Below are 26,997 nucleotides of genomic sequence, written 5' to 3' on the forward strand. Positions count from 1 at the left end.
TCCCCACCCCGCCGCCCGCCCCGGGCACGACCGAGGAACTGTTCGGCATCGACGCCGAACGGGCCGCCCGGCGGAGCGGAAGCCGTCGCGAGGCCCGCCGCGCGCTGCTGCGCAGCCTCGCCCCGGGATCCCCGCTGCTGCCCATCGGCGCCCGCGCGCTCCTCGGCTGCGCCCTGGCCGGATACGTCTCCCAGGCGGTCGGCGTCGGCCGCCCCTACTGGGCGATCGTCACCGCCGCCTCCCTGTACCAGGCCAATGTGACCCTGTCCTGGAACCGGGCCCTCCAGCGCACCCTCGGCAATCTGCTCGGCGTCCTCGTCTTCGCCGCCGTCCTCCCGGTCAGCCGCACCGGACCGCTGGCCCTCATCGGCTTCTGCCTCCTCTTCGGCTTCGCGGCCGAGGCGCTGATCACCCGCAACTACTGGCTCGGCTCCGTCGCCGTCACCCCGATGGCCCTGCTGGTGCTGGAATTCGGCGGCACCCACCCGGCGGGCGAACTCGTCGGCGACCGGGTCCTGGACACCGTCATCGGCGCCGGGGTGGGCATACTCGCCGCCGTGCTGGTGACCAACCGCCGCGCCGCCGGACGCCTGGAGAAGGCGCTGGCCGCCACCGACCTGGCCCGCGCCCACGTCGTACACGCGCTGGCCGCCCCGCAGCCCACGCCTGCCGCGCTCGACGCCGCCCGCCGCAGGCTGACCGGCTCGCTCGTCGAACTGCGCGAGGCGGACGACACGGCCGCGGGCGAATGGTGGCAGCGCGCACTGCCCCAGGAACGGGTCCTCGCGGCCGAGCAGGCCGGACACCGTACGCTCGCCGCGACAGCAACACGGCGGGGGCCGATCGCCCGCGCCCCGGAGAACGGAGCGGTGTGACCGACGACATCGTCGCCTCGGTGGTACGGCAGTGGCAGGCCGTCAACCCGGAACTGGACACCGGACCGATGGAACTCATCGGCCGGATCAACCGCTGCGCCGCCCTGCTCCAGCAGGCGGAGGACGCCCCGCTGCGCGCCGCCGGACTGACCCGCGCCGAGTTCGACCTGCTCGGCGCCGTACGCCGCACCGACCGCGAACTCACCCCCGGCGAACTGGCCAGGGAGACCTTCTCGTCCGGCGCCGCCGTCACCAAGCGGCTGCGGATCCTCCAGGAGCGCGGCCTCGTCGACCGCCGCGGCGACGAGCGCGACCGCCGGGTCAACCACATCCGCCTCACCGAGGAGGGGCGCGAGCTGGTGGACATGCTGCTGCCCCGGCAGCTCGCCTACGAGCGCACGGTGCTGTCCGGTCTCGACGAGCAGTCGCGCGCCCGGCTCAGTGCCCAGCTCAGCGAGCTGCTGGTGCAACTGGAGGGACGCATCGGCGGCGTCCGGCACTGAGCACGGGGGCAGGCCGGGGCCGGCTCCGACGGCCCCGGAAAAACCCGTGCGGATTCCCGCACGCCGTTGCTAACGTCCACCGCATGAAGCGCGCTGCCATGACGACGACGCCGGAGAGTGTCCCGGCGCGCTGACGACTGTGCAGTGAGAAGCCCCGGGGCGAGTGCCCCGGGGCTTCTTCCTGCGGTCACCCGCCCGACGACGCGAGGAGACCGCCATGCACGACCACCGCAAGCTCGGCCGCGAGCTGGGCCTGTTCGACACCGACCCGCTGATCGGCGCGGGACTGCCGTACTGGCTGCCCGACGGCGCCGCCGTGCGCCACACCCTGGAGGAGTACATCCGCACCGCCGAACGGCGGGCCGGCTACCGGCACGTGTACTCGCCGGTGCTCGGCAAACGAGAGCTGTACGAGATCTCCGGGCACTGGTCGCACTACAGCGACGACATGTTCCCGCCGATGGACCTGGGCGGGGAACAGGTCGTGCTGCGGCCGAGCCTGTGTCCGCACCACGCCGTCATCTACCGCTCCCGCTCCCACAGCTACCGCGAACTGCCGCTGCGCATGGCCGAGCTGGGCGGCATGTACCGCTCCGAGCTGTCCGGAGTGCTCGGCGGGCTGACCCGGGTGCGCTCCATCCAGCTGAACGACGCGCACATCTTCTGCACCCCGGACCAGGTCGCCGAGGAGGCACGGGCCGCCCTGGAGATGATCGGCGCGGCGTACCGGGCGCTGGGCATCAGCGCGGCCCGCTACCGGCTCTCCCTCCCCGGACCGGGCGGGAAGTACGTCGACGATCCCGGGATGTGGCGGAAGTCCGCCGCCCTGCTGACCGAGGTGCTCGACGGCTCCGGGGTGCCCTACGAGGCCGCCGAGGGGGAGGCCGCGTTCTACGGCCCCAAGATCGATGTCCAGGTGGCCGACGGCGCCGGGCGCGAGTCCACCCTCTCCACCGTCCAGATCGACTTCCACCAGCCGGACCGGTTCGACCTGCACTACATCGGTGCCGACGGGGCGAAACACCGCCCGGTCATGATCCACCGCAGCGTCGTCGGCAGTGTGGAGCGGGCCGTCGCCCAGCTGATCGAGGTGCACGGCGGGGCCTTCCCCGCCTGGCTGGCACCCACCCAGCTGGCGATCATCCCGATCTCCGACGCCGAACTCCCCGACGCCGAGGCGCTCGCCCGGCAGTGCGCCGAACTGGGGCTGCGGGCCGAGATCGCCGGACCGGAACGCGGCACCCTCTCGGCCCGCGTCCGGGAGGCCCGTCTGGTGCCCTGCCAGGCGGTGGTCGGAGCGAGGGAGGCCGCCGAGGGGCAGGTAGCCCTGCGCCTGCGCGACGGAAGCCGGCCGGCGTCGCGGCCCGCGGACGAGGCCCTCGCACGGATCGCCGCCCTGGTGGAAGCACACGCCGTCGAACTCCGGCTGTAGGCGACGCCGGCGGCGGACCGCCGGAGCCGGGCGCCGGGGCGGGACGGCGCGCTCCGGCGGTCCGCTCCGGCGCACCCGCACCCGTGGTCACCGGGCCGGAACCACTCGGTCCGTGTCCAGCAGCGCGGCGGACGAGCGGAGTTCTCCGGCCAGGCGGGCGAGCGCCGCGTCGTCCCCGCGATCGGCGGGTGCCGAGGCCATCAGGGCGAGCCGGTCGCGCCAGCTCGACCCCGTCAGCGGCACGGCCACGGTGTGCATGCCCCGGACCGACTCCCCGCGGCTGAGCGCGTATCCGAGGGAGCGGATCTCCTGGAGCTCGGCGAGCAGCGCGGAGCGCGAGGCGAGGGCGTCCGGCGTGGCCGCGGGCAGCTCCTCGTACGGGTAGAGGGCGCAGACCTGCTCCGGCGTCATCCGGGAGAGCAGCAGCTTCCCGCCGGACGTGGCGTGGGCGGGGTGCGTACTGCCGGGCTGCGCCATCACCCGTACCGGCAGGGGGGACTCGCGGCCGTCGGTGACGATGATCCGGTCGCCGCTCAGCGCCGTGCACTGCACCGTCTCGCCGGTGCGCAGCACCGCGTCCTCCAGCACCGCCGCGAGCCGCTCGCGGACGGCCGGGCCGAACCCCGCCGGGCGGCCGAGCCGGACCAGCTCCGGACCGGCCGAGTAGCCCCGGCCGGAGAAGTCCCGGATCGCGAAACCGCGTCCTTCCAGCGTGCTGAGCACCCGGTGCGCGGTGGACCGGCCGACGGAGAGCAGCTCGGCGGCCTCGGAGACGGTGAGCGTGTCATGGGCGAGGAAGAGCTGCATCAACCGGAGCCCGGTGTCCAGCGATTCGATGGTGTAGCTCCGTTTCGGTCCCATGGTGTGCCGGTTCCCCTTCGCTCGAATGTGCCCCTTTCGATGCAGTTCGATCACCTGTGCGCATGTCCCGTGCTGAGGGACGGAAGCGAGTGACCAACCGGACCGAAATCTCTGAACTTCCTTGTTCCGAGCCTACGTTGTCCCGCGCCCCGGTACGCCCGACCCCCGGCACCGACGGATTGCCCCGCCTGTCACTCCCCGTGCACGTCTGACGGCGGTGTGTGTAAAAACTCGTGAGTGTATTACCGCTGGAGCGCTCGCGCAGGGGGTTGGGTGAATGTGCCGAAGCACTGATTCGATCTGACTAAGCTCACGCGCAGTGAAGTCGAGTTGATATGAATTCGAGCGCTTGTTCCCGACTGTCCTGCAAGCGTGCATACCTCCCGAATCAACCGCCAGAGGTCTTAGATGGTTCGTGTTGAATCACCGCCGAGCGACCGAGAATCCTCCGTCGCTCGCGCCGTGTTCCTGCCCGTGCTCCTGATGGGCGGCGCCACCGCCGCCGCGGCGGCACTGGCCTCCACGGCCGCGCGGATACCAGTCGTCTGGTGCGGTGCCGTCGCCACCGTCGTGGTCGCCGCCCTGAGTGTCCAACTCACCCGCCGGGCGCGCGACCTGCGTGCCCAGCGCGCGGTGTACGAACGCCGCTTCGCCGACCTGGAACGGCGCATCGCCACCCACGACGACGAGACCGTGCGGATCAGCAAGGAGCTGCTGCCGGCCGCCATCCACCGGCTGCGCGTGGGCAATTCGCCCGAAGAGGTGCTCCGCGACGTCGTCGACGCGGACGAGATGTACCGGGACCTGCCCGACGCCCAGCGCACCCTCGTCTACACGGTGCTGCACATCATCGACAACGAGGAGGCGATGCGCGACTCCGCGCAGCGCGCCTTCGTCAACGTCGCCCGTCGCGTCCAGGCGATCGTCCACCGCCAGGCGAGTGAACTGCGCGAGATGGAGGAGCACCACGGGCGCAACCCCGATGTCTTCGACGACCTGCTCCGCATCGACCACGGCACCGCACTGATCGGCCGGCTCGCCGACTCCATCGCGGTGCTCGGCGGTGCCCGGCCCAGCCGCCAGTGGCCCAAGCCCGTACCGCTGTTCAGCGTGTTGCGCGGCGCCATGTCGCGGATCCTGGAATACCCCAGGGTCGACCTGCACTCGATCGCCAAGGTCGCCATCATCGGCACCGCCGTCGAGCCGCTCATCCACGCCTGCGCCGAACTCCTCGACAACGCCACCCGGTACTCGCCCCCGCAGACCCGGGTGCACGTCACCGCCGTCGAGGTGCAGACCGGCATCGCCATCGAGATCGAGGACGGCGGCGTCTCGCTCAGCGAGGAGGCCCGCTCGCGGGCCGAGAACATGCTCGCCAGGGCCCAGGCCGGCTCCAACATGAACGACCTCGGCGAGTCCCCTCGACTCGGCATGGCCGTCGTCGGCCGGCTCTCGCGGATGTACGACCTCCAGGTCTCCCTGCGACAGTCCGCCTACGGCGGTGTCCGCGCCGTGCTCATCGTGCCCCGCGCCATGATCACCACCGGACCCGCTCCCGGCATCGCCCACGGCATCGGCGCCACGTCGAGGCCCACCAGCGACATCGACCAGGAGGCGATGAAGCACGTCGTGCCGGCCCGCCGCAAGCCCCGTACCCCCGTGGCCCAGCGACCCGCCACCGGGCCGGTCGCACCCGCCACCCGGCCGGTCCTGCCCCCCGCCGCCATGGAGGACGACATCCCGGTGGTGACCGAATGGACCGCGGGCGGGCTTCCGCAACGCCGCAGCCGCGGCCGGGCACCGCTCGGCTCGCACAACCTCCCGGCCCAGCCCGCCGAACCCGCCGCAGGCCGGCACAACGGCCACACCAATGGCCACGGACCCGGTCCCGGCGGTGAGGGCGGCGGCAAGGAGCAGCCTCCCGGGCTCTGGCTGGAGGCCTTCACCAACGCGGTCAACGGCGTGCCGCAGGACCCCAGGACCGACGAAGACTCTGACGATGCGTGGGACAAGGGAGACCTGAAGTGATCCAGCAGCGGGGAAACATGGACTGGATGCTCAAGGAACTGGCCGACGACGTACCGGACATCCACCAGATCGTGGTGCTCTCCGCCGACGGTCTGCGCATCGCCCGGCACGGCGGCGACCCCGATGTCGCCGACCGCCTCGCGGCGGCCTGTGCCGGACTGCAGAGCCTGGCCGCCGCCGTCGCCTCCGAAATCCCCTACAGCGACGGGCTCATGCGGCTGGTCGTCATCGAGGTCACCGGCGGCTTCTTCTACCTGATGGCCGCCGGAACGGGCGCGTACCTCGCGGTGCTCGCCGGTGAGACGGTCGACGCGGGGCTCGTCGGATCGCGGATGCGTGACATGGTCGTCAGGATTGGCGCCCACCTGACGAGCCCGCCGCGCCACGACGGGCAGGCCGGATGAACTCTCCCCGACGAGAACGCCGAAAAGCCGATCCGGCTCTGAGCGATCCGGAACGGCTGTATGTGATCACCGGCGATCCCGACGGCAGCGAGCGGGCGCAGCTCGACCTGGTCACGATGATCGTCGCGCAGGCACAGCCGACGCCGACGGTCCAGCCCGAGCAGGCCGTGATCCTGCGGCTGTGCCAGGCACCGTTATCCGTCGCCGAGATCTCGGCATACCTCGGTCTGCCCTTCAGCGTGGTGACCGCGCTCCTCACCGAACTCCTCGCTGCCGGACTCATCGAATCGCGCGCACCCATCGTCCGCGCCACCCTCCCGGACAGGTCCCTTCTCGAAGCGGTGATGCATGGACTTCAGAAGCTCTGACACGATCACCGGCCCCCGGCGCGAGGACGTCCTTCCCACCACGGCGACAGCCGCGGTGAAGGTCGTGATCGTCGGCGGGTTCGGGGTCGGCAAGACGACCATGGTCGGATCCGTCAGCGAGATCCGGCCGCTGACCACCGAAGAGACCATGACCCAGGCCGGCGTCGGCGTGGACGACAACTTCGGGGTGGAGAGCAAGACCGCCACCACCGTCGCTATGGACTTCGGCCGGATCTCCATCAGTGAGGAGCTGATCCTCTATCTCTTCGGCACCCCGGGCCAGGAACGGTTCTGGTTCCTGTGGAACGGCCTGTTCGAAGGAGCCCTCGGCGCGGTGGTCCTCGTCGACACCCGCCGCCTCGAAGTCAGCTTCGACGTCATCGGGAGACTGGAGGAGCGCGGCGTGCCGTTCGTCGTCGCCGTCAACACCTTCCCCGGCGCCCCGAAGCACCCCGTCGAGGCGCTGCGGACCGCACTGGACCTCCCCGACGAGGTTCCGATGATCGACTGCGACGCCCGACTGCGCGGCTCCAGCCGCGACGTGCTGATGACCCTGATGCGCTATCTGCACAGTCTGGCCCTCCCGCTCGCCTGACCGCAGTACCACCCCCCCCCTCGCGCATCCCCATCCGTCCGGTACTCGGCCTGATCCCTGGAGCGATCGTGACAACCCCATTCCACTACGAGCCCGGAGCGGCCCCCGGGCCGGTTCCGCCCCCCGGATGCCCGGCGCACGGCCTCGGCGTCGGCCCCGGCGGACTCCGCCGGTTCTACGGCCCGGAGGCCGAGCGGGACCCCCACGGGCTCTACGAGAAGCTGCGAGCCGAACACGGCACCGTGGCCCCCGTGTTGCTGCACGGGGACGTACCCGCCTGGCTGGTCCTCGGACACAGCGAGAACCTGCACATGACCCGTACCCCCTCGCAGTTCTCCCGCGACTCCCGGCGGTGGCGGGCGCTGCAGGACGGCAGCGTCGCCCCGGACCACCCGCTCGCCCCGATCTTCACCTGGCAGCCGGTGTGCGTGTTCGCCGACGGGGCCACCCACGAGCGGCTGCGCGGCGCGGTCACCGACAGCATGGGCCGGATCGACACCCGCGGCGTCCGCCGCCACGTCAACCGCTACAGCAACCGGCTCGTCAACGACTTCTGCCAGCAGGGCCGGGTCGACCTGGTCAGCCAGTTCGCCGAGCGGCTGCCGATGATGGTGATGTGCGCGATCCTCGGCATGCCCGAGGAGTACAACGACCGGATGGTCCAGGCCGCCCGTGACATGACCCGCGGCACGGCGACCGCCGTCGCGAGCAACGCCTATGTGCTGGACGCGCTGACCCGGCTCGTCCAGCGCCGCCGGCGCGAACCCGCGGAAGACTTCGCCACCTGGCTCGTCGAACACCCCGCAGGGCTGAACGACCAGGAGGTCAGCGAGCACCTCCGGCTGGTCCTCATCGCCTCCTACGAGGCGACCGCCAACCTGATCGCCAACGTCCTGCGGATGGTGCTCACCGACCCCCGATTCCGGGCCAGGCTCAGCGGTGGTCACATGACGGTCCCCGAAGCGGTCGAGCAGACGCTGTGGGACGAGCCGCCGTTCACCGCGGTCTTCGGCCGCTGGGCGGTCGGCGACACCGAGCTCGGCGGCAAGCAGATCAAGGCCGGCGACGCGCTGATCGTCGGCATCGCGCCGGCCAACACCGACCCGGTGGTCCGGCCCGATCTGGGCGCCGACATGGCGGGCAACCGCGCCCACCTCGCGTTCAGCGGCGGCCCCCACGAATGCCCCGGGCAGGACATCGGGCGAGCCATCGCGGACGTCGGCGTCGACGCCCTGCTGATGCGCCTGCCCGACCTCGAACTCGCCGTCGAGGAGAGCGAGCTGAGCTGGGTCGGCAACATCATGGGCAGGCACCTGGTGGAGCTGCCGGCCGACTTCGCCTCCCGCCCGCCGCAGGACGACAAGGAACCGCCTTCCATGGGCAGGCCCAATACGCCGCGCCAGGACTGGGAGGTGCAGTCGACCGTCCGGCACACCGCGCCCACACCCGGCCGGGCCACGGCCACCGCCCCGATGAGCACGACGTCCACGGCCACCGCCGTCGACGAATCCGGGAGCCCCGCCGCCGCCCCTTCCGCCGTCGGAGGGATCCCGCAGCAGCGCGGCGAATCCGCACCGGCGAGGCTCTGGCGGGCCGTCTCCCGGTGGTGGAGCGGCAACTGACCCGACACGCCCCCCGGGAACGGGTGCGGCAACGCCGTCCGGCCCGGTGACCGAGGACTTTCGCGTCCACGGCCACCGGGCCGGACGCTGCCGGGCCCCCGGACCGGTCCCGTCCCCGTACCATGCACAAGCGTGAAGCTGACAATTCTGGGCGGCGGCGGATTCCGGGTACCACTCGTGTACGGGGCGCTGCTCGCCGATCACGCCGAAGGCCGCGTCGACGCGGTCACCCTCTACGACACCGACGCCGACCGGCTCACCGCCGTGGCCCGGGTGCTCGGCGAACAGGCCGCCGGTGTCCCGGACGCCCCCGCTGCCACCGCCACCACCGACCTCGACGAAGCGCTGCGCGGCGCCGACTTCGTCTTCTCGGCGATCCGCGTCGGCGGCCTCGAAGGCCGGGCGGCCGACGAACGGGTCGCCCTCGACGAAGGCGTACTCGGCCAGGAAACGGTCGGCGCGGGCGGCATCGCGTACGGACTGCGCACCGTCCCCGTGGCCGTCGACCTCGCGCAGCGCATCGCGCGGCTCGCCCCCGAGGCCTGGGTCATCAACTTCACCAACCCGGCCGGCCTGGTCACCGAGGCCATGTCCCACTACCTGGGCGACCGGGTCATCGGCATCTGCGACTCCCCGGTGGGCCTCGGCCGCCGCATCGCCCGGGTGCTCGGTGCCGACCCGGACCGGGCCCGGATCGACTACGTCGGGCTCAACCACCTGGGCTGGGTGCGAGGACTCTACGTCGACGGGCGGGACGAACTCCCGAGGCTGCTCGCCGACCCGGAACTCCTCGGCTCCTTCGAGGAGGGCAGGCTCTTCGGCACCGACTGGCTGCGGTCGCTGGGCGCCGTCCCCAACGAATACCTGCACTACTACTACTTCAACCGGGAAGCGGTCCGCGCCTACCAGGACGCCGAGCAGACCCGCGGCGCCTTCCTGCGGGAGCAGCAGGAGGGCTTCTACGCCCGGATGAAGGACCCCGCCACCTCCGCCCTGCCCGCCTGGGACCGCACCCGCGCCGAGCGCGAGGCCACCTACATGTCGGAGAACAGGGAGGTCGCCGGGGTGGGCGAACGGGAGGAGAGCGATCTGGAGTCCGGCGGCTACGAGCAGGTGGCGCTCGCCCTGATGCGGGCCGTCGCCCGCAACGAACGGACCTCGCTCATCCTCAACGTCCGCAACCGCACCACGCTCCCGGTGCTCGACGCGGACGCCGTCATCGAGGTGCCGTGCCTGGTCGATGCCAACGGTGCCCACCCCGTCGCCGTCGATCCGCTCCCCTACCACGCCGTCGGGCTGGTCACCGCGGTCAAGGCGGTCGAGCGCGCGGTGCTGGACGCGGCGGCGAGCGGATCCCGCGCCACCGCGGTGAAGGCCTTCGCACTGCACCCGCTGGTCGACTCGGTGACCGTGGCCGGACGCCTCGTCGACGGCTACCTCAAGGTCCATCCCCAACTCGCCTATCTGAACCGCCCGTAGGTACTACCCGGACACGTTCCATGGTTTCCCGGGTGTCCCGGACTCCGTTCCGTCGGAGCGGAGTTCGCTGCTGACCAGGAGGTGGAGCTGGGCGTCCAGCCACGCCCGGGAACGGGCCGCGAGGGCTTCCCCGGCCGGCAGGGCCCCGTCCTCCAGCGCCTCGGTGAAGGCACGCAGCAGCGTCGCGGCACGGGTCAGGCCGGTGCGGGACAGCGCGGTCGCCGCCTCGTCGATCCGGGCGCGGGCGGGGACGCCGAGGTGGCGCAGCCCGCTGTGCGGCACCGCCGACATCGCGGAGATCGCCTCCTCCAGCGCCGCGGTCAGCGGATCGGACGGCCGCCGCACCGCCGCGGCCAGGGCCGCGGAGCCGTCACCGGCGGCGAGATCCGGCACGACCGGCCCCGCCGGGGTGAGCACGCCGAGCGGATCGATCCGCACCCCACCACCGGACCGGTGCAGCGAACCGCTGATGTGCGTGGCGCCGCCCTCCAGGGCATCGGCCAGGGCGTCCAGCGCACCGGGGCACTCCGGCCGGTACTCCGACGCCACCAGCGCCCGGCCCCCCGCCGCATCCCGCACCACGGCTTCCAGGCGCTGCTCGGCGGGGTCGTAACCGACGCTCTCCACCTCGGACAGTTCGACGACATGGACCGCCTCCGCCTCGACCCGGGGCCGGATCAGCCGCGGCGGCCTGTTGTTCCAGCTTTCCGCCAGTGCGGTCACGTCCCGTACCAGCAGGGGCTCGGGCAGTTCGGTCCAGGCCGCGCCGACGGGGGTGACGGTCGTCGCGCCGAGCCTGCCCCGGGCCACGGTCAGCGCACGGCTCGGGGTGCGCCGGACGCTCTCGCTGACCAGGCTCCCGGTGGCCAGTGAGGCCAGTGTGGTGCCCAGGACACGACGGGTGGCCAGCCGGTGGGCGGACAGCTCCTTGCCCTCGGCGGCCGTCCAGGCCTTGCGCAGCACGAGTACGGTGCCCGCGCCGGGGTGGGCGAAGTACACCTCGGAGGTCAGGGACTGCCCGGTGCCGTGGACGCGGCAGCCGAGCGAGACCAGCCGGACCCGGCGCAGCGGGGTGTCCCCGGCCTCGCGGGTGCCGAGCACGCCGGGACGGGCGGCGGCCCGACGCCGGGCGTGCACCTCGGTGAGCAGGGCGGCGACCGACTCCGGGCGGTACCGGGCGGTGCGCTCGGCGTACGCGGTGAGCTGCTCCGCCAGCTCGGTGATCGCGCCCGCGGGCCAGTGCACCGACCGGGCGGTCAGCGCGGCGCCGGCGCGGGCGAGGGCTCCGCCGTGCACCGGGCCGACATGGGCCACGCCCTCCGCCAGCAGTTCGTCGGCCGGCCCGAGGGCCGCGTCGAGCGCGGACAGCGCCGTGGACGGTGCGGTGGCCCGGCCGCCGACCTGGACGGGCACGGAACGCTCGTCGGTGTCCGTGGCGTCGGCGGCCCGGAACGCCCAGACCGCCAGCGCCACCACCTCACCTCGCAGCGCGGCGGCCGCGTCCGTCAACGCGTGGGCGATCTCGCCGGGCACCGGGAAACGCACCGTGCAGGTGGGGAGCTCGACCCGGGGCTCGGGACGATCGGGGGTCGGGCGGTGCACGAGAGCGGCATAGCCCCGGTCGAGGGCGCGCCGCGCCGAGGCGACCGGGCGGGTGCCGACCGCGCCGGTGAGCGCGTCGTCGTCGGTGCTGCCCGGGGACCAGTCGGTGAACGCGGCGGGGGAGCCGGCCGGATCGGCCTCGGCACTGCGCTGATGAGCCAGCACCAGGGCGATGAGATGGCGGCACACGCCCGGTGCGGCGCAGCTGCAGTCGCCCTCGTCCAGTCCGGTGCCGGGCGGCAGCGCCGAGGTGGTGCCGTCGCCGAACCTGGCCCGCACCGTGGTGTCCGGATCGGTCGTGAGCACGGGCACCGTCCCCGCGTCCAGCTCCTTCGCGGCGCGCTTGACCAGGCCCCGGTTGGCGAGCGCCGCGAGTGTCTCCTGGGTGAGGGCGAGCAGATCGGGGCGCGCGGCGGCGGCACCTGCGGCAGTCATCGGCTCGGTCATCGGCCCAGCCTCTCGGCGACGAACTCGGCGAGCCGGCCAGGCGTCATCGCCCCGATGTGCGCCCCCGCCGCCGCGAGCTTCCCGGCCGTCACCCGGTCGTAGTCCGGGTCGGCGTCCTCGTCGAGCGCGGCCAGCCCCAGCACGGTCGAGCCCTGCTCCACCAGGCCCCGCACCGCCCGCACCAGCCGGTACGGGTCGCCGCCCTCGTAGAAGTCGGTGATCAGCGCGACCACGGTACGGCGCGGGTTCTCCACCAGGCCCGCGCCGTACTCCACGGCCCGTGCGATGTCGGTGCCGCCGCCCAGCTGGACCCGCATCAGCAGCTCCACCGGATCGGTCACGTCCGAGGTCAGGTCCACCACCTGGGTGTCGAAGGCGACCAGGTGTGTCTTGAGGCCGGGCAGGCCCCACAGACACGCGGCGGTCACCGCGGAGTGGATGACCGATCCGGCCATCGAGCCCGACTGGTCGACCAGCAGGATCAGTTGCCACTGCGTCACATGGCGTCGGGTGCGGGAGTGGAAGTGGGCGCGCTCGATGAGCAGGCGCCGTTCGTCCGGCTGGTAGTGGGCGAGGTTGGCCTTCACGGTCTGCCGGAAGTCGAAGTCCCTCGCCAGCGGCACCCGGCTGGGCCGGCGGGAGCGAGTGCCGTGGAACGCCCGGCGGATCTCCGGCTGGAGCCTGGCCATGAGCTGTCTCACCACCGACTCCACGATGCGCCGGGCCAGCCGCAGCACCTGCGGGTTCATCAGATGCCTGGTGCGCAGCACGGCACGCAGCAGGGTCTGGCTGGGCTCGACCCGCTCCAGCACCGCGGGGTCGGTGACGATCTCCTGGATGCCGTACTTCTCGACGGCGTCCCGCTCCAGCCGCTCGACGGTCTCCTTCGGGAAGAGCCGGTGGATGTCGTCGAGCCAGTCGACCGCGGTCACCGCGGACGGCCCGTCGCCGCCCGTCCGGGGGGCCGAGCCGGAGCGGCGCACCCCGCGCCGGGTGAGGCCGGGGTCGCGGCCGTAGAGCCAGTCGAGCGCGGCGTCCCGGCCGGCGTCGGCCGGACCCGGCTGTCCGGTGTGCCGTTCGGCGGCGGCGCCGAGGACCAGCCGCCAGCGCTCCAGCCCCGCGTCGGGAGCCGTGCCGGAACCCTTCTCGGGCCCGGGCGCCCGGCCGGGCTCCTGTTCGGGCGTGGTCATGGGGCGGCATCCAGTTCGTAGCGGGTCAGCAGTCGGGACACGGACTCCTCCAGGGCGCGGGCCCGGGCGATCAGCAGGGGATCCGCGGTGGTCCGAAGCAGGGAACGCGAGGAGCCGCGCACTCCTCGCCGTTCCAGCAGACGCGCGGCGATCCGGTCCCGCTCGCGCGGCGGGAAGAAGGCGAAGGCCTGCCGCAATGCGGGCAGCCCCGACAGGAACTCCTCGTCGGACAACGCGCTGACCAGGCCGTCCAGCACATCGATCAGTGACTCGGACGCGCCGTCCGTTCCACGGCCGTCGTCGTTGCCCACCGCGCCCGTCACCTCGTCGCGGGCGAGCGCGAACAGCCCGGCCAGCCAGTCGCCGAGCGCATCGGCTCCGGACCTCGCCACCGCCCGCACCACCCGGGCCGGATCGCCGGACGCGCCGGGGGCCCCAGGGGCCCGGCCCAGGGACCGGGCCAGCCCGAAAGCGGCCCCGCGCACATCGACCGGGGCCCGAGGGTCCTCGGCGATCCGCCGCGCGACCCCGGCCACCACCTCACGGGTGACGGAGAGCAACTCCGGCGCGTGCAGCACCGCGTCGCGCACCGCGACCACCGCCCGCAGCCGGGGGAAATCCACCCCCGGCGAGCCGCGCACACCCTCCAGGAGCCACAGCAGCTGCTCCGTCGCCCCGTCGATCACGGCGGCGAGCAGCGGACCGCGCACCATGCCGAACACCCGGTCGTGCCGCCACAGCCCGAGAGCCGTGGCGAGTATCTCCCCGAGCGGGCCGGTGACCTGCAACTCGCTCACAGAGGAGGAGAGTTCTTCGAGCAGCTGCTCCGAGAAGCCGCCCATTCCGCACAGCACCGCGTCGAACAGCGCCCCTGCCGCACCGTCGGCTCCCGCCGGACCGCTGCGGGTGCGCTCGGTGAGGGCGACGGCGGCCGCCTCGGCCAGGGTGGCCCCGTACGCCCCCGCCTCCACCAGCGCGGCCTCGCGCCCCAGGGCGGACTGCGCCTCCCAGCGCTCGGTGAACACCGGGTCGACGCCGTGCGTGGGACCGGCGGTCCGCACCTGGCCGGGGACACCCAGCACCCGCAGCCGGTGGAGCACCCGGCTGCGTTCCAGGTCGGTGGCGTCCGTGAGATCGAGGCGGTACGTCGCCTCCGGGCCGCCGTCCAGTGCCAGCCCGGCGAGCCGCGCCGCCACGTCATGCACCAGGGGCGGCGCCGGAGTCTGCGGATGGAGCCGCCCCGTGCGGTCGCCGCCGCAGGCCGCGACCATCTCGACGACCGCGGGATGGGCCCCCGCAGTCAGCGTGCCCCGGCCGGTCCACGGCAGCGGCCGGTCCAGGTCGTCCGTGATCAGAGCGCCCGCCAGGCCGTCCAGCACATCGATCCTGGCGGGGCTCGGATGGCCGCGCAGCGCCGTCAGGCCCTCGGCCAGGCTGCGGGCGGCGATCAGATCGGAGGTGGACACCGGGTACTTCCGGGCCCGCAGCCGTTCGACGACCACCCGCAGCAGGCCGTCCGCCGCGGCCTCGGGGCCCGCCTCCCACACCTGCTGGTAGTAGCCGGGGGACGGCATCCCCGACTGGTACCCGGCGAACGCGTCCAGCTTCCGGAAGGAGTACGGAACCAGGAAACTCCCGGCCATGGCGCCGTCCGGCGGGGCCGGAACCACCGGCCACCCGTCCGCGCCCCGCTCCCAGCCGTCGCCGTCCGCCCCGTCCCGCGCACCGGACGCGGTGAGCGCGCGGAGCGCCGGCTGATGGAAACCACCGGTGACCACCAGCACCGGCCGGTCACCGGCCGCCGCCACGGCAGCCCGCACCCACGCGGCCATGTACGACTCCCGCGCCCGGTCGCCGGCGTCGGCCTCCGCGTCACCGCGCACCAGCGCGAAGTACGCGTCGAGCCGTTCGGCGAGACCACGGTCCGGCTCGACCTCGAACAGGCGGTCCCACAGGGCGTCGGACGAGTCCACCGCGAACCGCCGGCACAGCCGCTCCGTCGCCTCCGCGTAACGCGCCTCCGCGTCGGCGTAGCGGTTGGTGCGCTCGGCGAACGCCGGATGCCAGGCCGGCAGATCGATGAAGCGGACCCGCGCCCCGGCCGCCCACCCCGCCCGCAGCGCCACCCACTCCGGCGAGTAGTCGCACAGCGGGGCCCAGGACGTCGCGGACCGCTCTTTGTCGCGGTAGTGGCTGAACACCGCGACCGGCAGCTCGTGCCCGAGCAGCAGCTCGTCCAGCCGCCCGTTCATCTCGGCCGGACCCTCGATCAGCACCTGGGCGGGCCGGAGCTCCGCGACGGTCCGTGCGACGAGCCGTGCACAGGCGGGGGAGTGGTGACGCACCCCCAGGAACACCGCGGACATCAGTCGGCCAGCAGATGGCGTGCGTCGTGCAGGGCCTTCCACTGCGGTCCTCGGCGGCGCGGCACCTGCTGCTCCAGATAGCGGCGCAGTCTGGCCAGGTCCTCCGGGCTGTCCTTTGCCGCGGTACCCGCCAGACACGCCACCACGTCGGCGGCGCTGCCCGGCTCGCCGCGCAGGAACCAGCCGCGTACCCCCACGGCGTGGGCGACCGACACGGCCTCCGCCGTACTCATCACCGCCGACGGGCGGTCCGCACCGGCACCGCCCTTCTCGCCGGCCCCGGCACGCAGCTCCCGGAACGTCCCGACCAGGACCTCCAGCACATCCCGGTCCGGCGGCGGCTCCACCCCGGAGCGCCGCAGCAGGGTCGTCACCTCGGCCTCGACCAGGGCCAGTTCGGTGTCCAGGTCGGGGATCGGGAAGACCGTCTCGAAGTTGAACCGCCGCTTGAGCGCGGCACTCATCTCGTTGACGCCCCGGTCCCGGGTGTTGGCGGTGGCGATCACATTGAAGCCCTGCCGGGCGAAGACCATGCCGTCCGGCCCGGTCAGCTCGGGGACAGCCACCACCCGCTCGGAGAGCAGCGACAGCAGCGAGTCCTGCACCTCCAGCGGGCAGCGGGTGATCTCCTCGAACCGGACGAGCCTGCCCTCCGCCATGCCGCGCAGCATCGGGGCCGGTACGAGCGAACGGGTGGACGGCCCCTCGGCGACCAGCAACGCGTAGTTCCAGCCGTACTTGATCTGGTCCTCGGTGGTGGCCGCGCCACCCTGCACCGTCAGGGTCGAGTCGCCGCTGACCGCGGCCGCGATCAGCTCGGAGAGCAGCGACTTGGCGGTGCCCGGCTCGCCGACCAGCATGAGCCCGCGGTTCGTCGCCAGCGTCACCAGGGCCCGGTCGACCAGCGAGGGGTTGCCGACGAACTTCCGTCCGATGCCGGTGTCCGCGTCACCGATGACGAACCGGCGCGCCGCACGCAGGCTCAGCTCCCAGCCCGGCGGACGCGGATCGCGGTCGCCGGCGCGCAGTGCCGCCAGCTCCTCGGCGTACCGGACCTCGGCCGGGGGCCGCTGCACCGGCTCCTCCCCGCCGCCCGGCGCCCCGGCACGGGTCTCCTTCCGCGCGGTCACGACGCCACGTCCTCGGTGAGTTCGGCCAGGTCGTTCAGGAACTCGGACACGGTCACCGCGTCCAGGCCGGCGAAGCGGTGCGGATATTCGCCACGCCTCCAGTGATCGTCGGGCCGGCTGTCGAGCCAGACCGTTTCCAGGGTCTGGTCGGGGAACATGTCGACCACGCCGACCGCGATGCCCGGGTCCAGCGCGATCACGAGAAAGCAGTTCTCGCCCAGCCGCTTGGAGATCCAGCGCTCCACCCCGGCGTCCTGCGGCACCCCGCGTTCCCAGCCGCGCCGCTGCAGTCCGAGAACCTTCCCGATCGGAACCTTGAGCCCCTCGAACCGGGCGAGCCGGTACTCGTCGGTCTCCTTCTCGGAGAGCGCGAGCACACCCCGCCCGAGCTGCGGGAACGGCTGCAGGATCTCGTAGTCGGCGAACAGCTCCGACCAGACGGCCAGTTCGTCACCGAGGTGCAGCGGGTGCGCGAGCCGCACCGTCGCGTCATCGGCCAGGTCGAAGACGTCGTCCTCCGCGTCGGCGAGCGTACGGTCCTCCGCGACGCGGAACGCGCTGCGCGTCCCGTCCTCCAGGTCGCTCAGCCACACCAGCCGGCGCACCAGGTGCCACAGCAGCGGATGCCCGACGAACAGCTCCTGGAACTCCTGGGCGGTCCAGGAACGTCCGGTGACCATCGCGGCCTCCAGACGCCGCACCTGGTCGGAGGCGATCGTCCGGACATCCTTCTTCAGCGCCATGAACCGCTTGCGCTCCGCCGGGGCGAGCTCCGCGTCGTCGCGGGCACCCGGCTTCGGCAGGTCCTTGCGGCGCTTGCCGTCTCCGTCCAGCACATACGGTCGCAACTGCTCGTCGAATCCGACCGTGAACGAACGGGGGCCGTAGTCGATGACCGTCGAACCGTCGGCGTCCAGCCCGAGGTCGGGCACGAGGCGGTCGGACAGCTGCTCGCCGGTCAGCCCCAGTCCCGCGGCCACCTCGGCGATCTTCTCCCCGGCCCGTACCTTGAGGCCCTTGAACTTCACCCGCTGCGCGATGCCGTGCAGATGCAGCAGCGCCACGTCGCTGCCGATGGCGGCCAGCACATCGAGGCCCTCGACGGCCCGGTGGTGCGCCGACTCACCGGGCCAGGACCGGATCATCGGGGTGAGCCGGCGGACCGTCTCGTCGTCGCCGAGCAGCCCCAGCGCGTGCAGCGCCCACGACTCCTTCGCGGGCATGTTCTCCATCCGCCACTGCTCGAACAGGGCCCAGGCGAACTCCGCGAGCGAGGCGGACTCGGCCGTCCCGGTCAGCGCGGCGACCCCCGGATACACCTCACCGGGCTTCGACAGCGCCAGCGTCATCAGGGCGTTGCGCACCGCCGCCACCGGCAGCGCACCGCCGGTCCGGACCGCGATCTGCGGCAGCACCGAGGGCTCCGCCCAACCCGGCAGCACCGGCATCCTGGCGGGCAGCGCACGCTCCAGCGGATCGGCGGCCAACAGTTCGTCCACCGCTGCCGCGGCCTGCGGACCGTACGTCCGGGCGGCCTCGCGCACCACCTCGTCGCCGTGCGTCGTGGCGATCGATGTCAGCGCCTGCTCGGCGGCGAGCCGCGCGGCGCCCGCCTTGCCCACGGCGGCCGGGACCAGGAGCGGCGCGGCCGCCACTCCGTGCCGGGCGAACCAGGCACGGGCGGTCGACGCGGTGGACTTCAGCCGGACCGCCCAGTCGGCCATGTGCCGGGCGACGTCCGCGTCGACGTACGGCAGGAACAGCGGGGCGAGCGCGCTCGGCTGCCTGGGAACGGCGCGCAGCAGCATCGGCAGCGCTGCCAGGCCGAAACGCGCGGCGATCGGCTTGAGGGTGTCCTCGCCGTCCCACAGATCGTCCGGATCCCAGGTGGCGAGCAGCGGGGCGACCACGTCCTCGTCGCCGTGCACGAACACCCACGCCGAGCGCAGATCACCGGGGGGCGACTCCTGGCGCAGCACGTCGATGTACTCGTGCATGTCGCCCTTGTCGCGATTCTGTGTGTACCAGGAGGAGGTGGCCGCCCAGGCCTCCCGCTCCTCGGGCAGCCACTCCAGCACGGGCTCGCAGACCGCGGTCAGCCCGGACACGGGCTTGGCCCTGACCGTGGTGCGGGGCCGGGACCACGGGGGAGCCGTCAGCACGGCGGGCAGGGCGTCCGCCGGTGCGTCGGCGACCAGATCCACCGGGTTCAGCAGCGGCTCGATGATCTCCACGACCTCCGGGCCGAGATCGCCGAGCGCCAGTGACACCACGTCGCGGTGGGCACCGACATGGCTCCGGAGCAGTTGCCGGGACCGGGACGCCGCCGCCGGACCGCCGACCGCATCGGCGGCGAGCAGCCGCACCGCCCGTACCGGATAGCGGCGCATGGCTTCGAGGAGCGAGGGGCGGACGTGCTTGGAGTCCGCGTGCGCCAGCAGGCCGAGGAAGGCGTCGTCCGTCGGCAGCTCCACCAGGGCGCCGGCGGCGAGCTTCACGCTGTCCGAGTAGTAGTGGGTGCCGTCGAGCGTGTCGGCCAGCGCCGGAGCGATGGCGGGGCCGACGCCCTCGGCGACCGTGGCGATGGTGGCGACACCGAGGGTGTAGTCCGGGCGGTAGGGCAGCAGGGCCATCTGGTCGGCCGAGTACAGCGAGCTGAACACCATGGCACGCAGCGTGCGGTCCTGCTCGGCGTGCACCGCCGGATCCGCGCAGAGCTCGTCGACCCAGCCGGTCTCGCTCGGGACCAGATAGCAGACGATGATCCTGCGCAGGGTGTCGGTGCGGCACTCGGCCAGGGCCTCGACCGCCGCCCGGTAGGTGGCTTCGTCGGCTGCCGCGAGCAGCGCACGGACCCGGTCGATCGGCGCTCGGTGGTGCCAGGCCCAGTACTGGTGGCGGGGGCCCGGAAGCGCCCTGAGCCGGGGTGCTCCCCGGGTGAGGCCGCTCTGCTGCCAGTCGGCGTCGACCGAGAACACTTCGGTCGCGGCCCGGGCGGCGAACGGGAGACCGTAGCGCTCGGACCAGAAGTCCGCCCATCCGGAGGTGTCGATGATCGCGGTCAGCGCGGCCGCACCGGCCGGACAGGGGTCTGCGCCGAGGTGCGCGCGCAGTGCTTCGGCCGCCGCGGTGTCCGAACGCGGCGAGTCCGCGAACTCCGCGATCCAGGCGGCGTCCTCCGCGAGCTTGGTCTCGATCGCCTCGAACGTCTCGCGCTTCGCCCTGGCCGGGCCGCGGCGCGCTCCGCCGCGCCGGGGGTGCAGCGCCCGCTTCCAGTTGTCGGGCAGGGTGAAGGTGTCCTCGTCGGGGAGAACGGTCGCGCTGTCGTCCACGACCGTGGCGGAGGCGGAGGCGGTCTCGGCCGGAGCCGCACCGGTGACGGTCGTGGTGTCCGGGGCGGCGGGCGTCGAAGCGGACGCCCCGACCTCGCGGTACCCCTTCTTCTCCTTCTCCGCGATCGTCCTGACGACCTGGGCGGCGGCGGCCTCGGCCGACGGGTACTCCTTGGCCTGTGTACGGCCCTCGCTCCCGCACCGCCCGTAGCGCACCGTCACCACGGCGCCCTCGGCCTCGGTCTCCCAGAACTTCGACGCGGTGCCCTCGACATATTCCCAGCGGTGCACAGTTCCGCCCCCTTCCCGCCCGCAGCCCGCTCCGCAGCGGGCTTTTCGATCAGTGGTGCCACAGTAGAACGGAGCACTGACAACGCAGCGTGACCGAGGTGTCCTGCAAGCAGAACCGCAGGTCAGAGGCTGGCCGAGGCGCTTGTTCGCATCGCGACGCACGGCATGGCTCCGTACGGTGACGGTCCGTGGAGCACCGTTTCGGTGCGCGGCCGTCCCGGCGCACCGCACCGCCCCGACTCCACGTACGCCATCGATCCGCGCCTCACCGCAATCCGGTGGTCCCGCCCCCCGTCGTCACGGAGCGGAAACGGCTCGCTCGCCGCCGGACGGGGCCCAGGACGGCGCCACACCGGTGACCTGGCACACCATCAGGAACAGCGGGATGGGCGGTGTGTAGGGCGTGCGGTTGTCGGGCTGGTGGATCAGCCGGGGCCGGACCGCGGGGACGAACGCCCCCTTCGCGTAGCAGGCCTGCGCGGGCCAGTCCAGATCGAGGTCGGAGCCCGCGGGCACGATCCACCACCAGCGCTCGGCGTCCGCGAAGACGCAGCCGGTGCGCGGCAGGTGCGACATCAGCCGGAAGCCGTACCGGGCGGGCACCCCCACCGCGTCGCACCCCAGGCTCGCCGAGAGCGCGGGCGGCAGGGGCAGCCGGACCGTGCCGACCGGGCCGGCGGCGGGCCGCAGCTCGCGGGGGCGCCGGGTGCCGAGGAGATGGGACATCGCGTTCTTCAGCATGGGCGCTCCGAGCCGTGCGGCAGTTCCGCCCAGACGATGCGTCCCGAGCCGTTGCCCGCGTCGCGGGAACCCCAGGAACTGCACATCGTGTCGACGAGCAGCAGGCCGCGTCCGTGCTCGTCGTCGGAGGTACGGCGCAGCTGCGGTCCGCCCGGCAGGTGCCCCTGGTCCTGCACGGCTATCCGCAGCCGTCTGTCGAGACAGCGCAGCTCGCACAGCACGCGAGCGCTCATGGTGTGCACGACCGCGTTGGTGACCAGTTCCGAAACGATCAGGATCGCCGAGTCATGGGCGTCCGCGTCGAGCTGCCACTGGTCGAGCCGGGCCCTGGTCAGCCGCCGTGCACCCGCCACCGATTCGGGGTGCGCGGGCAGGGCGAAGCAGTACCGGAGCGCCTCCGTCCCGGGACTGAGATCCATGAGCCGGGGGATGAGCGCACTGCCAGGTGCCACAACCGATTCCTCACAGTGGGGGCTGCGTCACGCTCCGCACGCCCATGGGAATGGGAGCGGTCGCGACATCGTGAACTGGTTCACTCACCAACTCTCCCCCTGTCGTGAACACTTGGCAAGGGGCACTCTGAAATTTTCAGAGTGGCTGTGTTCTGGTCGGCCCGCACATGGCACACTGCTCAAAAACAGCGCATGGGGAGGTCTGAAGTGAGCGAACCGCGGTCCGCCCCGACCGTGGGTCAGGTCGTTCTCGGCAAGCGCCTGCAGGATCTGCGGGAGCGTGTCGGCCTGAGCCGTGACCAGGCTGCCAAGGTGCTGCGGGTCGCACCTGCGACGATACGCAGGATGGAGACCGCCGAGGTCGCTCTCAAGATCCCTTATGTACAGATGCTGCTGAAGGCCTACGGGGTCGGCGACGACGAGGCCGACGCCTTCGTGGAGCTCGCCGAGGAGGCCAACAAGCCCGGCTGGTGGCAGCGGTTCCACGACGTGCTGCCCGACTGGTTCAGCATGTACGTCAGCCTGGAGGGCGCCGCGAGCCTCCTGCGCATGTACGAGCCGCATTTCGTCCCCGGACTGCTCCAGACCGAGGACTACGCGCGTTCGGTGATGCGTACCGGGGCCGTGGGCCAGACCAGACCCGAGGACATAGAACGCCATGTCGCACTGCGGATGCAGCGCCAGTCCCTGCTGACACGGCCGGACGCCCCGAAACTCTGGGTGGTGATGGACGAGACGGTGCTGCGCCGTCCCGTCGGCAGCGTCGAGGCCATGCGGGAACAGATCGACCGGCTGCTCGAAGCGACCGAGCTGCCGCATGTGACCCTGCAGATCGCCGAGTTCTCGACGGGACACCACCCCGGAACCTACGGCCCGTTCGTCCTCTTCCGCTTCGGTGTCCCCGAACTCCCCGACATGGTCTACAGCGAGTACCTGACCGGTGCCGTCTACTTCGACGCGCGCCCCGAGGTGGCCTCCTACCTCGAAGTCATGGACCGCATGGCGGCTCAGGCCGCAACTGCACAACGCACGAAGGAAATCCTCCGGGACTTCCGCAAGGAGCTGTGATGGATCCCATATACAACGGCATGCCGGCCGCCGAACTCGGCTCCGAGGGCTGGCACAAGCCGTGGAGCGGCGGGAACGGAGGCAACTGCGTCGAAGCGATGAAGCTGTCCGACGGCAGGATCGCCGTACGCCAGTCCGCCGATCCCGACGGCCCGGCCCTGATCTACTCCCCACGCGAGATCGCCGCCTTCATCCAGGGCGCCAAGTCCGGTCAGGCGGACTTCCTTCTCACCTGATTCCACGGCCTCCCGGGCGGGCCGGCCCCGCACCCGGAGCGGTCTTCTTGCCCGAATCCGCGGCGCCGGGGCCGTCCCGGCCCCAGACTCTTGCTTGTTCGCCGACCTCTGGACCCTTGGAGCGCGCTATGACCGGGCACGACCCCCGAGCCATCGAGATCGACACCACCAAGCCGCATCCCGCCCGGATGTACGACTGGTTCCTCGGCGGCAAGGACAACTACCCGGTCGACGAAGAGATGGCCCGGCAGCTGCTCGCCCTCGACGCCCGGGGGCGGGACATGGCCCGGGTGAACCGCGCCTTCATGCACCGGGCCACCCGATGGCTCGCCGAGAACGGCATCCGCCAGTTCCTGGACATCGGCACCGGCATACCGACCGAGCCGAACCTCCACCAGATCGCCCAGGCGACCGCCCCGGACGCCCGTATCGTCTACTGCGACAACGACCCGATCGTTCTCGCCCACGCGGCGGCCCTGCTGCGCTCCACTCCGCAGGGCGCCACCGAGTACATCCAGGCAGACGCCCGCAAGCCGGAAGCCATCCTCGAAGAGGCCGGCCGGGTGCTGGACTTCGACCGGCCGGTCGCCCTGTCGCTGCTCGCCCTGCTGCACTTCCTGGACGACGAGGACGGTGCGGCCGAGCTCGTCGACCGACTCGTCGAACGGCTCGCCCCCGGCAGCTATCTGGTGCTCTCGCACACCACCGGCGACTTCGACCCCGAGCGCGCGGAGGAGGCGTCCGCCATGTACCGGGCCCGGGGGATGACGCTGCGGCTGCGCTCCCACGCCGAGTTCACCAGGTTCTTCCACGGGCTCGAACCGGTCGAGCCCGGCGTCTCGCTCTCCGCGGACTGGCACCCTGAGCTCGGCGAGGTCGTCGAGGTCCCGGGCGACGAGCCGATCCCCGGCTACGCGGGCGTCGCCCGCAAGCCCTGACCGACGCCGCACCCTCCGGGTCCGGCCGGTCCCGCGCCGTTTTGGACCAGGAGGTCCTGGCCGCCACCGGCTCCGGCACGGTGTCCGCGCCGGGCAGGCGCCCGCCCCGTTCGGCTCCCCAGCCCATGGCCGGTCGTCGCGTCCACCGCTGGTCCGCCCCGACCCCGACGTGCTCTTCGTCGACGAGGGCCGGATCATCACCGCGGCCGGGAGCGCGGCCGCCCCGGACACCGGACCCCGCATCGTGCGCGCCCAGCTCGGCACGACCCCGCCCGGCCGAACGCCGGATCACACTCGCCCGGCGGCCGCCGGAGTGCCTCGACGTGGTCGCCCGGGCCGGCGGACTCGGCACGACGGCCAACCTGCGGACCCCCTTCCGCCGCAGTACCGGACCGACCCCCGGCGCACACCGCCGCGGGTTCACCCCGGTCCCCCGAGCCGGCCTCGCCGCAGGTCACAATGGACGCATGTCACGACGCACGAAACGACCGGGACGGCCCGCCCCCGCCGCGGCACGCACCTCCGCGGTCACCGCGGAATCGCCCTGCCCGTGCGGCCTGCCCGCGACCTACGCGCGCTGCTGCGGCCGGCTGCACGCCGGGAGCGCCGCCGCGCCGACCTGCGAGTCGCTGATGCGCTCCCGGTACGCCGCCTTCGTCGTCCAGGACGAGGCGTATCTGCTGCGCACCTGGCACCCGGACACCAGGCCGCCGTCCCTCGATTTCGACCCCGGGCTGCGATGGGTGCGCCTGGAGGTGCTGGAGACGACCGACGGCAGTGCGTTCCATACCACGGGCACGGTCACCTTCCGCGCGCACTTCACGGACGACGGGCGGCCGGACTCCCTCCACGAGAAGAGCCGCTTCGTCCGGCACGACGGCGCCTGGGTGTACGCGACCGCGGTCTTCGCCGACTGACGTGACCGGACGGCGGCGGATCCCGCTCAGCCCGCCGTTCCCGCCAGGGCCTTCTGCGGCGACAGTTCCTGTGCCAGATCCTCCGCCAGCAGCCGTTTGGCGATCACGTCCACCGCGGCCCGCAGCTGCCGGTCGTCCGCCCGCGTCCCGTGCTCGTCCAGCCGCTCGCCCAGCCACCGTGCCCAGGCGTCGGTGATCGCCGCCGCCTCCCGGCTCCCGGCGGCGGTGTGCGTGAACACATGACCGTCGCCGGTGAGATAGCCCTCCTCGATCATCCGGTCGAAGACCGGCACCAGCACCTCGGGCGGCAGTCGGTGCCGGGTCGCGATCAGCCGCAGACCCGCGTGGCCGACCATGCGGGTGAACAGCTCGACCTGCATCACCGCCCAGGCGCCCGCCATGTCCAGCCGGGTGTCCGAGTCCGCGATGATCCGCCGGGCCGTGTCCGGGCCCGCCCCGTGCAGGATCTTGGCCACGGCGAATTCGAGGAGCTTGGCCGAGTCGGCGTTGCCCGGCTGCGCGAAGCCCTCGCCCATGTCCGTCGAGCCGACCCGGGCCGTGTCCCGCAGCTTCACCTGCTTCAGGAAGAGCGCGACGAAGAACCCCAGCACCGCGACCGGCACCGTCCACAGGAAGACGGTGTGCAACGTGTCTGCGTACGCCTGGGCCAGCGGCGCGGACTGCGCGGCGGGCAGAGCGTGCAGGCCCGCCGGGCTCTGCGCCGCCTTCGCCAGTACCGCGGGGTCACCGCCCGCCCGCGCCGCCGCCGCGACGCCGTCGGTCAGATTGGGCTTCAGCGCGTTGGCGTAGATCGTGCCGAAGACCGCCGTGCCGAAGGAACTGCCGAGCGTACGGAAGAACGTCACGCCCGATGTCGCCGTGCCCAGGTCCGCGTAGTCCACCGTGTTCTGCACGGCGATCGTCAGGACCTGCATCGCCAGACCGATGCCGGTTCCGAGCACCAGCATGTACAGCGACTCCAGCCACACCCCGGTGCCGGGGCCCATCCGGGAGAGCAGATACAGGCCCACCGCCATGATCAGTGAGCCCACGATGGGGAAGATCCGGTACTGGCCCGTCTTGGAGACCACGTTGCCGCTGAAGATCGAGGCGACCAGCAGCCCGAGGACCATCGGCAGCGTCCGCACGCCGGACAGGGTCGCCGAGTCCCCGTCCACGTACTGCAGATAGGTCGGCAGGAAGATCATCGCGCCGAGCATCGCGAAGCCCACGATGAAGCTCAGGACCGAGCAGACCGTGAACACCGGATTCCGGAAGAGCCGCATCGGCAGCATCGGTTCCTGCGCCCGGAACTCCACGAGGCAGAACAGCGCCAGCGCGAGGAGGCCGCCCGCGAAGAGACCGAGGATGACGGGCGAGCCCCACGCGTACTCGTTGCCGCCCCAGCTCGTCGCCAGGATGAGCGCGCTCGCGCCGACCGTGACCATCGCGATGCCCGGATAGTCGATGACAGGTCTGCCCGCGGCCTTCACCGAGGGGATCGTCCGGGCCGCGGCGATGACCACCACGATCGCGATCGGCACATTGACGTAGAACGCCCAGCGCCAGCTCAGATGGTCGGTGAAGAGCCCGCCGAGCAGCGGCCCGATCACCGTCGACACCCCGAAGACCGCACCGATCGCGCCCTGGTACTTGCCGCGCTCGCGCAACGGGATCACATCGGCGATCAGCGCCATCGAGGTGACCATCAGCCCGCCGGCCCCGATGCCCTGAAGCCCGCGCCAGACGATCAGCAGCGTCATGTTGGTCGCGAGACCGCAGAGGAACGAGCCGGTGATGAAGATGATCGCCGACAACTGAAAGATGATCTTCCGGCCGAACAGGTCACCGAACTTGCCCACCAGGACCGTCGCCACGGTCTCGGCGAGCAGATACGCGGTCACCACCCAGGACATATGGGCCGCGCCGCCCAGATCCGAGACGATCGTCGGCAGCGCGGTGCCGACGATCGTCTGGTCCAGGGCGGCCAGCAGGATCCCCAGCACGATCGTCGCGAAGACGATGTTCCGGCGGCGCGGATCGAGTACGGGCGGCGCGGCGGCACTCTGCGCGACGGTGGCGGTCTCGCTGGCAGTGGTCACGCTTGCACCTTCACACCG

At 72.4% G+C, this 26,997-nt stretch carries 22 protein-coding genes; 13 read left to right on the forward strand and 9 right to left on the reverse strand.

Annotation, left to right across the window (positions count from 1 at the left end; genetic code table 11):
• The 3 genes from AADR41_RS19515 to thrS form a co-directional block, all read left to right on the forward strand.
• Positions 1-875 (forward strand): FUSC family protein (locus AADR41_RS19515; RefSeq protein WP_342282702.1); only part of this gene is annotated, 875 nt, incomplete at its 5' end.
• Complete coding sequence (locus AADR41_RS19520) at positions 872-1,378, forward strand: MarR family winged helix-turn-helix transcriptional regulator (RefSeq protein WP_342282703.1); 507 nt, start codon at positions 872-874, stop codon at positions 1,376-1,378. The genes AADR41_RS19515 and AADR41_RS19520, both read left to right, overlap by 4 nt.
• 181 nt (positions 1,379-1,559) lie before the next feature.
• A complete protein-coding gene (gene thrS, locus AADR41_RS19525; protein WP_342282741.1) occupies positions 1,560-2,810 on the forward strand; it encodes a threonine--tRNA ligase in 1,251 nt (416 codons plus the stop codon).
• 87 nt (positions 2,811-2,897) lie between these two features.
• Here thrS and AADR41_RS19530 read toward each other — a convergent pair whose 3' ends face one another.
• The gene (locus AADR41_RS19530) at positions 2,898-3,671 is read right to left on the reverse strand and encodes an IclR family transcriptional regulator (protein ID WP_342282704.1); all 774 of its coding nucleotides are present in this window, start codon (positions 3,669-3,671) and stop codon (positions 2,898-2,900) included.
• A 408-nt stretch (positions 3,672-4,079) separates the two neighbouring features.
• Here AADR41_RS19530 and AADR41_RS19535 point away from each other — a divergent pair, with 408 nt between their 5' ends.
• The 6 genes from AADR41_RS19535 to AADR41_RS19560 all read left to right on the forward strand — a co-directional run bounded on the left by AADR41_RS19535 (position 4,080) and on the right by AADR41_RS19560 (position 10,167).
• Positions 4,080-5,699: a sensor histidine kinase gene (locus AADR41_RS19535; protein WP_342282705.1), complete on the forward strand. Its 1,620-nt coding sequence runs from the start codon at positions 4,080-4,082 to the stop codon at positions 5,697-5,699.
• Positions 5,696-6,103, forward strand: coding sequence for a roadblock/LC7 domain-containing protein (locus tag AADR41_RS19540; RefSeq protein ID WP_093896207.1), 408 nt, complete (start codon positions 5,696-5,698; stop codon positions 6,101-6,103). Before AADR41_RS19535 ends, AADR41_RS19540 begins: the two co-directional genes overlap by 4 nt.
• Positions 6,100-6,471, forward strand: coding sequence for a DUF742 domain-containing protein (locus AADR41_RS19545; protein ID WP_342282706.1), 372 nt, complete (start codon positions 6,100-6,102; stop codon positions 6,469-6,471). Before AADR41_RS19540 ends, AADR41_RS19545 begins: the two co-directional genes overlap by 4 nt.
• Complete coding sequence (locus tag AADR41_RS19550) at positions 6,452-7,066, forward strand: GTP-binding protein (RefSeq protein WP_124720727.1); 615 nt, start codon at positions 6,452-6,454, stop codon at positions 7,064-7,066. The genes AADR41_RS19545 and AADR41_RS19550 overlap by 20 nt, the downstream gene beginning before the upstream one ends.
• Before the next feature lie 68 nt (positions 7,067-7,134).
• The gene (locus AADR41_RS19555; protein ID WP_342282707.1) at positions 7,135-8,688 is read left to right on the forward strand and encodes a cytochrome P450; all 1,554 of its coding nucleotides are present in this window, start codon (positions 7,135-7,137) and stop codon (positions 8,686-8,688) included.
• A 132-nt stretch (positions 8,689-8,820) separates the two neighbouring features.
• Positions 8,821-10,167, forward strand: a complete 1,347-nt coding sequence (locus tag AADR41_RS19560) for a 6-phospho-beta-glucosidase (RefSeq protein WP_342282708.1) — start codon at positions 8,821-8,823, stop codon at positions 10,165-10,167.
• 3 nt (positions 10,168-10,170) lie between these two features.
• Here AADR41_RS19560 and AADR41_RS19565 read toward each other — a convergent pair whose 3' ends face one another.
• From AADR41_RS19565 to AADR41_RS19595, 7 genes are all read right to left on the reverse strand, one after another.
• The gene (locus tag AADR41_RS19565) at positions 10,171-12,216 is read right to left on the reverse strand and encodes a hypothetical protein (protein ID WP_342282709.1); all 2,046 of its coding nucleotides are present in this window, start codon (positions 12,214-12,216) and stop codon (positions 10,171-10,173) included.
• The gene (locus AADR41_RS19570) at positions 12,213-13,406 is read right to left on the reverse strand and encodes a VWA domain-containing protein (RefSeq protein WP_342282710.1); all 1,194 of its coding nucleotides are present in this window, start codon (positions 13,404-13,406) and stop codon (positions 12,213-12,215) included. The genes AADR41_RS19565 and AADR41_RS19570 overlap by 4 nt, the downstream gene beginning before the upstream one ends.
• Positions 13,403-15,772, reverse strand: a complete 2,370-nt coding sequence (locus AADR41_RS19575) for a DUF5682 family protein (RefSeq protein WP_342282711.1) — start codon at positions 15,770-15,772, stop codon at positions 13,403-13,405. The genes AADR41_RS19570 and AADR41_RS19575 overlap by 4 nt, the downstream gene beginning before the upstream one ends.
• Positions 15,772-16,902, reverse strand: a complete 1,131-nt coding sequence (locus tag AADR41_RS19580) for an ATP-binding protein (RefSeq protein WP_342282712.1) — start codon at positions 16,900-16,902, stop codon at positions 15,772-15,774. The genes AADR41_RS19575 and AADR41_RS19580 overlap by 1 nt, the downstream gene beginning before the upstream one ends.
• Positions 16,899-20,525 (reverse strand): WGR and DUF4132 domain-containing protein, encoded by a 3,627-nt coding sequence (locus tag AADR41_RS19585; protein WP_342282713.1) that lies wholly within the window; start codon positions 20,523-20,525, stop codon positions 16,899-16,901. Before AADR41_RS19585 ends, AADR41_RS19580 begins: the two co-directional genes overlap by 4 nt.
• Positions 20,526-20,822: 297 nt before the next feature.
• Positions 20,823-21,266: a hypothetical protein gene (locus AADR41_RS19590; RefSeq protein WP_342282714.1), complete on the reverse strand. Its 444-nt coding sequence runs from the start codon at positions 21,264-21,266 to the stop codon at positions 20,823-20,825.
• Positions 21,260-21,718 carry an ATP-binding protein gene (locus AADR41_RS19595; RefSeq protein WP_342282715.1) on the reverse strand — a complete coding sequence of 153 codons (459 nt, stop codon included), beginning with the start codon at positions 21,716-21,718 and terminating at the stop codon, positions 21,260-21,262. The genes AADR41_RS19590 and AADR41_RS19595 overlap by 7 nt, the downstream gene beginning before the upstream one ends.
• A gap of 207 nt (positions 21,719-21,925) precedes the next feature.
• Between AADR41_RS19595 and AADR41_RS19600 the strand changes: the two genes are divergently transcribed.
• The 4 genes from AADR41_RS19600 (at position 21,926) to AADR41_RS19615 (ending at position 24,877) form a co-directional block, all read left to right on the forward strand.
• The gene (locus AADR41_RS19600; RefSeq protein ID WP_342282716.1) at positions 21,926-22,786 is read left to right on the forward strand and encodes a helix-turn-helix domain-containing protein; all 861 of its coding nucleotides are present in this window, start codon (positions 21,926-21,928) and stop codon (positions 22,784-22,786) included.
• Positions 22,786-23,022, forward strand: coding sequence for a DUF397 domain-containing protein (locus AADR41_RS19605; RefSeq protein ID WP_124720717.1), 237 nt, complete (start codon positions 22,786-22,788; stop codon positions 23,020-23,022). The genes AADR41_RS19600 and AADR41_RS19605 overlap by 1 nt, the downstream gene beginning before the upstream one ends.
• 128 nt (positions 23,023-23,150) lie before the next feature.
• On the forward strand, positions 23,151-23,960 hold the full coding sequence (locus AADR41_RS19610) for an SAM-dependent methyltransferase (RefSeq protein WP_342282717.1): 810 nt from the start codon (positions 23,151-23,153) through the stop codon (positions 23,958-23,960).
• A gap of 467 nt (positions 23,961-24,427) precedes the next feature.
• Positions 24,428-24,877, forward strand: a complete 450-nt coding sequence (locus tag AADR41_RS19615) for a YchJ family protein (RefSeq protein ID WP_342282718.1) — start codon at positions 24,428-24,430, stop codon at positions 24,875-24,877.
• Positions 24,878-24,903: 26 nt separating this feature from the next.
• On the opposite strand, the gene AADR41_RS19620 is transcribed toward AADR41_RS19615, so the two are convergent.
• Positions 24,904-26,979: an MDR family MFS transporter gene (locus AADR41_RS19620; RefSeq protein ID WP_342282719.1), complete on the reverse strand. Its 2,076-nt coding sequence runs from the start codon at positions 26,977-26,979 to the stop codon at positions 24,904-24,906.
• Positions 26,980-26,997 lie beyond the last annotated feature (18 nt).

This window comes from Streptomyces sp. CLV115, assembly GCF_038448545.1.
In the GTDB taxonomy this organism is placed as follows: domain Bacteria; phylum Actinomycetota; class Actinomycetes; order Streptomycetales; family Streptomycetaceae; genus Streptomyces; species Streptomyces sanglieri.